This is a genomic window from Simplicispira metamorpha (assembly GCF_004341365.1).
Lineage (GTDB): Bacteria > Pseudomonadota > Gammaproteobacteria > Burkholderiales > Burkholderiaceae_C > Simplicispira > Simplicispira metamorpha.
Window position 1 is genome coordinate 84,548 of sequence record NZ_SLXH01000017.1, and the last position, 6,272, is coordinate 90,819.

7 protein-coding genes and 1 pseudogene are annotated in these 6,272 nt (G+C 65.5%); 4 read left to right on the top strand and 4 right to left on the bottom strand.

The genetic code is table 11. From position 1 onward, the window contains the following. Positions 1–115 precede the first annotated feature (115 nt). Positions 116–676 carry a DUF1439 domain-containing protein gene (locus EV674_RS10545; protein WP_241524934.1) on the bottom strand — a complete coding sequence of 187 codons (561 nt, stop codon included), beginning with the start codon at positions 674–676 and terminating at the stop codon, positions 116–118. Between the two features lie 75 nt (positions 677–751). On the opposite strand from EV674_RS10545, the gene EV674_RS10550 reads away from it, so the two are divergent. Further along, complete coding sequence (locus EV674_RS10550) at positions 752–964, top strand: MarR family transcriptional regulator (protein ID WP_119013193.1); 213 nt, start codon at positions 752–754, stop codon at positions 962–964. On the opposite strand, the gene EV674_RS10555 is transcribed toward EV674_RS10550, so the two are convergent. Then, on the bottom strand, positions 916–2,187 hold the full coding sequence (locus EV674_RS10555) for an RNA-guided endonuclease InsQ/TnpB family protein (RefSeq protein WP_119013192.1): 1,272 nt from the start codon (positions 2,185–2,187) through the stop codon (positions 916–918). The two genes, EV674_RS10550 and EV674_RS10555, sit on opposite strands and share 49 nt — an antisense overlap. Here EV674_RS10555 and EV674_RS10560 point away from each other — a divergent pair. Continuing rightward, positions 2,152–2,376: pseudogene (locus EV674_RS10560) on the top strand (transposase); the annotation flags it as partial. The gene EV674_RS10555 and the pseudogene EV674_RS10560 overlap by 36 nt on opposite strands. A gap of 88 nt (positions 2,377–2,464) precedes the next feature. Then, on the top strand, positions 2,465–2,776 hold the full coding sequence (locus tag EV674_RS10565; RefSeq protein ID WP_165887090.1) for a hypothetical protein: 312 nt from the start codon (positions 2,465–2,467) through the stop codon (positions 2,774–2,776). Positions 2,777–2,915: 139 nt separating this feature from the next. Here the strand turns inward: EV674_RS10565 and EV674_RS10570 are convergent, their stop codons facing one another. Together EV674_RS10570 and EV674_RS10575 are read right to left on the bottom strand one after the other, a co-directional pair. Continuing rightward, on the bottom strand, positions 2,916–3,854 hold the full coding sequence (locus tag EV674_RS10570) for a tRNA-uridine aminocarboxypropyltransferase (protein WP_119013264.1): 939 nt from the start codon (positions 3,852–3,854) through the stop codon (positions 2,916–2,918). Positions 3,855–3,988: 134 nt separating this feature from the next. Then, entirely contained in the window at positions 3,989–4,615 is a 627-nt protein-coding gene (locus EV674_RS10575) for a class I SAM-dependent methyltransferase (protein ID WP_241524932.1), read from the bottom strand. A gap of 511 nt (positions 4,616–5,126) precedes the next feature. Here EV674_RS10575 and EV674_RS10585 point away from each other — a divergent pair. Beyond that, positions 5,127–6,272 (top strand): MCP four helix bundle domain-containing protein (locus EV674_RS10585; protein ID WP_132750433.1); only part of this gene is annotated, 1,146 nt, incomplete at its 3' end.

Sequence of the window (6,272 nt, forward strand, 5' to 3'; positions counted from 1 at the left end):
CTGGGGCGCGCTCTGCGGTGACTGGGCGCAGCGTGGTAAATCAAGCGCCAAAATGGCTTTCAAGGCCCGTACAGAAAGCGCTGGTAGCTATTGATTTGATAGTGGATTGTGCAATTTACGGTGTGCCTGGCCGCAGCCACTGCACTTCCAGGCCCTGCGCTGTGACGGTGATGGCGCCCGGCTGCAGGCCCCGGGCGGCCAGGCGCGCCTGGTCTTGCGGGCGCAGGGTGTAGAGCACCACCTCGCCCAGCCACTGCGCCGCCAGCGGCCCTGCGGCGGTGTTCACCAGCGCCGCCGTGGCCGGGGGCAGGCCGGGAAAGTCGAGCGTGCCCAGGCGCACATCGGTGGCGCGCAGTGTGGCGTCGCTGGCTTCGTAGCGCAGGGCAAAGTCCAGCGCCAGCGTGCCGTCCACGCTGCGCCGCAGCAGCGGCCCCGACACCTGCACGGCCAGCTGCGCGCGCAGCCGGTTGCGCTCGGGCAGCGCTTGCAACTGCGGCGCCTGCCATTGCAGCTGCACCAGCGCCCCGCCCAGCGTGTGCGTGCGCGGAAAGCGCTGTGCCAGCGCCTGCTGCAACTGCGCCAGCGGCAGCACGGTGTGCGAGGGCGCGCTGGCACAGGCGCCCAGTGCGCCGGCCACGGCTGCCGCCCCGGCAATGAGCAAAAATCTGCGCTGCACAATCTATTCAGAAAAATTTATAACTATTTGAAATATATAGATATTTTTAAAAAGTATCTATTCATGCCACCATTCATGACACCGCAAAACGATCTTACCGCCCACGCCTTGCAAGCCCTGCGCCGACAAGGCAGCGTACTCTCCAGCGCCGACTTGCAGCGCCTGCTGGGCGTCAGCCAGCCCACGGTCTCGCGCGCGCTGGCGCCCTTGATCCAGTCGGGCCAGGTGCAAAAGATGAACTACTCCACCCTATGCGTTGCAAAGGGTGGAGTTTCACGGGGAGAATGAATCCCCGTCTCGGCCAGTTCCTGACCGGATATTGATTCCAAAGCCCAGCAGAGCACCACACGCGCTGAAGCCGTATCCCTGTTCTCCTGGTGCCCGCATTGCTCGCAGCAGTGCATTCGCTGCGACAACTGCTTTTTGGCCACATGCCAGCACCGGGGGCAGCGCTGGCTGGGTTTGAGTTTGCGGGTTGGAGCGTCCACCCATTCGCCACCAGTTTCCAGCACTTTGTAGCGAAACAGCGAAGTGAACAGCCCAGGGGCGGTGTCCAGAATTTCCCGGTTCAGGCCCGCCTTTTGGGCCACTTGTTTTCCCGGTTCTTCCGCAGTGCCCGAGGCGCTGCGGGTCATGTTCTTGAGCGTGAGTTCTTCCGTTGCCACCAAGGCATATTTGCCTGCCAGCGCTGCCGTTTGCTGGTGCACCCAGTCCAGCCGCTTGCGGGCTACCTTGGCGCGGGCAGCAGCCAGCCTGCGCACAGCCTTCTTTCTGCGGTTGGAGCGGCGGTTAGGTTTGCGCGAAACGGCTTGCTGCAACCGGATGGTCTGCTCCATCTCTTGTTGCCACCAGCGCGGGTTGTCGATGTTCTCCAGCTCGCCGGTGTGCGTGACACCCGACAGGAAGCGCTCCACGCCCCAGTCATAGGCCAGTGCGCCATCGGCCTGCCGGGTGCGTTCTGGGCTGGCCACGGCCACGGTCAGCGACAAATACCAGCGACCATCGCGGTGCAGGATGTCCGACGCCCGAATTTCCCCGCCCTGACGGGCTTGGCCACGGGCACGAATCTGGCCCACGCCCGACAGACGCAAGCTGCCGTGTTTCCAGCCATCTGTGGGTGTGAAGCGCCAACCGTCGCCATGGCTCTTGACGCTGAAACCGGAAAAACGCCCCAGCGACTTGAAGCGGGGAAAACCCGGTGTTTGGCCCGCTTTGACCCGCCGAAAGAAGGCGGTAAAGGCCTTGTCCAGGCGGCGCAGCGTCATTTGCTGGCTGGAGCAGTTGGCTGCATCGCGCCACTCGGGCAATTCACGGCGCAACAGCGTCAGGCTCTTGCACTGGTCAGCGTAGGAAATCGATTTGCCCGCCTTTGACCAGGCGCTGATGCGCTCTTCCAAGGCTGCGTTGTAAAGCTGTTGGTGTGAGCGCAAGAGCGCATCGAGCGCAAACACCTGCTTTGGCGTTGGGTACAGCCGATAGGTTGTTTTACGCAGGTTGCGGGCTTCGCTCATGATTGGTCACTATACGGGTTTGTGAATGCACTCAAGACGGGCACCAGCAGGCGCTTGCGCACGATGTTTACCCAAGAGTTGGCCGGCGTGTATTCCAAGCCGGTGCTTTGGTCGCGCAGTTACTGTGTACTGTCGTGCGGCGGGGCACCGCTAGAAATCATCCAGCAGTACATCCAGCAGCAGGCTGGCTGCGCTTACCCCTCCAGCCAATGGGGGCGGTTCTGCCTCCAGGCCGCAAGCGGCCAGCCCAAATGGATAGAGCCCCTCGCGCTATTCGGTGGGCGAGATCGACAACTGGGCTGCCACCGCCCAGCGCATGGCCGAGCGCCAACTGCTGCGCCCCGGCGACGACTGGGCGCTGTCGCCCACCTACGACATGCTGCCCATGCTCTACGCCCCCGTCGGCGGTGAGCTGGTGGCGCGCGATTTTGCCCAACGCGCTTTGCAGCCCAGCACTGCCACCCTGAGCGAATGGGCGCAGGCCCAGGCGCTGGCGCATCGCTTCTGGCAGGCGGTGGCGCAGGATGCGCGGGTGTCGGCGCCGTTCCGTGCCATCGCCCAGGAAAATGCAGGTCAAATTGGCCTCTAGCCCTTATGAAATAAGCGTAAGAAGCTATTGATTCGGGAGCAAATAGGCGGTGGTGGGCGTGCTGTGTGGCGCAGCACTGCCAGGCAGAAAAAATCAGGCCTCAATGGGCCTCCAGCCCTTACATTTCGGGCGCAAGCAGCTATACATTTTGATGGTTCTGGCGGCTGCCGGGCGCATCCGCATCCGCTGGCACATCTGGCGGGCGCAGGCTGCGCAGTTGGGCATGTGCCGCGCTGTGCCAATCCACCGGCAGTTGCTGCTTGGCTTGCAGGTAGTGGTGGGTGAACACGTCCAGGTAGGCCTCCAGTGTGCGCGCGGCGTGGGGCTCGCCCGCCAGCTCCAGGCACAGGGCGGCGACCTCGGCGGTGCAGAAATGGTCTTCGCGCCGGGAGCGGCGCAGGCGGTAGCGCGAGAGCTGCTCGGGCTGCAAACTCAGCACCGGCAGGTGGTCGAGGTAGGGGCTTTTGCGGAACATCTTGCGCGCCTCCGACCAGGTGGCGTCCAGCAGCACAAACAGCGGGCGCCGGGCGGGCGCGGCTGCGGGGGGCGCGGCGCGGGTACTGTCGGTGGCAGCGGCATCCCGGAGTGCCTCGGTGGCCTGGGGTGCCTCTGCTGCGCAGGCACCACCAGGGTTGGTGTTGGCCGTGGTGCCAGTGCCACCTGCGCTGGCATGGGCATGGGTGCTGTCTGCCCCCGGCCACGCCGTCAGCAGCCGCTGCGGCGCGACGAACTCGCCCGGAAACACCAGCACCGGCTGCCACTGCGGATCGGCCAGCAGCGCCAGCAGGGCCGGATCGACCTCGGTGCGCGCCCAGCCAAAGGCCCAGGTGTCGGCCACCACGTCGGCAATCAGCCAGCCGGTGTTGCTGGGCTTGAGCGGCTCGATGTCGGCCATGATCAGGCACATGCCCGCCTGCGTAGCCACCTGCGGGCGCAGGCTGCACAGACAGTGGCTGAGGGCCACACGGCAGTCCGGGCAGCGCAGCACCCGCGAGCCACCGCGCGCCAGAAACGGCTTGGCACTGCGCGCCAGCCGCGCCGTGCGCAGGCGCGAGACAGCGTGGGGTGGCGCAGGCATGGGCGCTGCTGCCGTAGCTGTGGCATGGGGCGCCGCCTGTTCGGCCGCTGCTACCAGCGCAGCGGGTGCCGTTAACGTGGCAGGTGCTGCCGCTGTAGCCGCGCCTGCGCCAGCGCCAACCAGGCCCGCCCTGCTCATCGCCCGCCCATATGTTCGAGGGCGAACAGCGGTACTTCAGCGCGGTGGCTCAGCCACAGGCCGCCGCCGATTTCGGTAAAGCCCTCGGCCAGCGTGCGCCGGTACAGCTGCGCGCGGTGGCGGTACTGGCGCGTGTCGGTCAGGGTTTGATCGACGATGTCCTGCTCCCAGTCCTCGCGCGTGACAGCCTCGACGTACAGCGCGCCCTGGCTCAGGCGCGCCAGGTTGCGCATGGCGGCCTGGGCGTCGGCGGCGTTCAGGTAGGGCAGCACGCCCTGGCAGATCACCAGGTCAAACGGCGCGCTGGCGCGGTAGTCCAGCACCGAGCCGCGCTCCCAGCCAAAGCGCTCGCACAGGTAGGCGCTGACCTCCACGCCGTGGAACTGCGCCTGCGGAAAATGCCGCGCCACCACATCGCGCCACAGCCCGATGCCGCAGCCCACATCCAGCACGCGCAGCACCGGCACGCGCAGGTAGTGCAGGTAGCTGCACACAAAGGCGCCCAGGCGCTCGATGTGCTGCGGGTCGGCCACGCTGGTTTTGGGGTCGAAGTAAAAGCGCTGGTAGTAGGCCTCGTCAAAGTCGATGGCCGGGGCGGGGGGCGTGGAGTGGGGTGTAGGCACGTCAATCAGGGGTGGGAAAAGGGAGGCAAAGGTGGCGGAAGGGGGCAGTCAGGGCGACGGCGCAGGAGGGGTCAGCGGTGGGGCGCCCAGGCAGGCAAGTATCGCCGGGTGGCTGTGCGGCAGCGGCGCTGGCGCACGCGCCCCGGCAGGCAGCGGCAGGGGTGTGCCGTTTTTTGCTGGTGTGGGTGTCTGTCTGAAGAGTCGAATTGCCGTCGAGTTTGTCCTCCAGCCGCTGGGCCAGGCGGCGTTCGCCTGCGGCCATGCGGGCGGTGCAACGGCCCAGTGCGGGGATGAGCGTGGCGGTGCAGGAGCGGCGCACAAGCCTGGTGCAGGCTGCGCACAATGGTGGTGCGTTTTCGTCGGCTTCTGGGCTGCGCAATGCAGGTAATTTTGGCCTGCGTGGTTGCGATGTAAGAATGCTAGGTTACGCCAGTCATTTGCTATTAAAAAAGTAGCAAAAAACACCCGCCAGTTCTGCGCGGTACGCATATTTCACCAAAAGGAAGCTTGTATGCCCCCTACGTCCCAACCGCGTGCGCGCGGCCTGCACATCGGAACCCGCTTGGCCCTGGGTTTTGGTTTGTTGATTGCCATGATGCTGGTCATGGTGGTGGTCGGTGTGCTGCGCCTGACGAGTGTGTCGGCGGCCAACAGCCACATCATCGAGGTCGATTGGGTCAAGGCGCAGGCGGCCAACACGCTCAGCGCCATTGCGCAGGCCAATACGCGGCGCACCATCGAGATTTACCTGGCCCCCGACGAGGCCCAGCGCGCCAAGATGCGCGCTGAAATCGTGGCCGCGCGCACTTCTTTCGTCCAGTCTTTCAAGACATTGACCGAGATGGTGCAGTTGCCCGAGGCCAGGGCGCTGCTGGCCGAAGCCGAGCAGGCCCGTGGGCGCTACGTCACTTCGCAAGCCCGGTTCAACGCGCTGGTGGACGCCGGGAACAAGGAAGAGGCCTACGCTGAATTGACCGCCCGTACCCTGCCCGAGCTGGCCATCGTGCAGCAGCGCGTGGATCAGCTGTCTGCAATGGAGCAGCGCCTGGTGGTCGAGAGTGGCGCCCGGGCCAGCGCACAGGCGCAGTCGGCGCGCTGGATGCTGCTGCTGCTGGGGCTGGCCGGGCTGGTCAGTGGCGTGGCGCTGGCGTACTGGATCACGCGCTCCATCACTGGCCCGCTGCGCGAGGCCGTGCAGGTGGCGCAGGCCGTGGCAGCGGGCGACCTGACCAGCCGTGTCGAGGTGCGCTCGGGCGACGAGACTGGCCAGCTCATGCAGGCACTCAAAGACATGAACCAGAGCCTGCAAGAGATTGTGGGCCGGGTGCGCAGCGGCAGCGACACCATTGCCACCGCCACCAGCCAGATTTCTGCGGGCAACCTGGATTTGTCCTCGCGCACCGAGGAGCAAGCCAGCGCGCTGGAACAAACAGCAGCCTCCATGCAGGAGCTGGCAGGCACCGTCAAACAGAACTTTGACAGCGGCAAGCACGCCAACGAACTGGCCGAGTCGGCATCGCAGGTGGCCATCAAGGGCGGCTCTGTGGTGGCGCAGGTGGTTCACACCATGGAGGCCATCAACGCCTCGTCGCGCAAGATCGCCGACATCATTGGCGTGATCGACGGCATTGCCTTCCAGACCAATATCCTGGCGCTC

Coding starts and splice junctions, on each gene's coding strand:
- EV674_RS10550 (WP_119013193.1), top strand. CDS start 752: ATGACACCGCAAAACGATCTTACCGCCCACGCCTTGCAAGCCCTGCGC.
- EV674_RS10555 (WP_119013192.1), bottom strand. CDS start 2,187: ATGAGCGAAGCCCGCAACCTGCGTAAAACAACCTATCGGCTGTACCCA.
- EV674_RS10570 (WP_119013264.1), bottom strand. CDS start 3,854: ATGCCTGCGCCACCCCACGCTGTCTCGCGCCTGCGCACGGCGCGGCTG.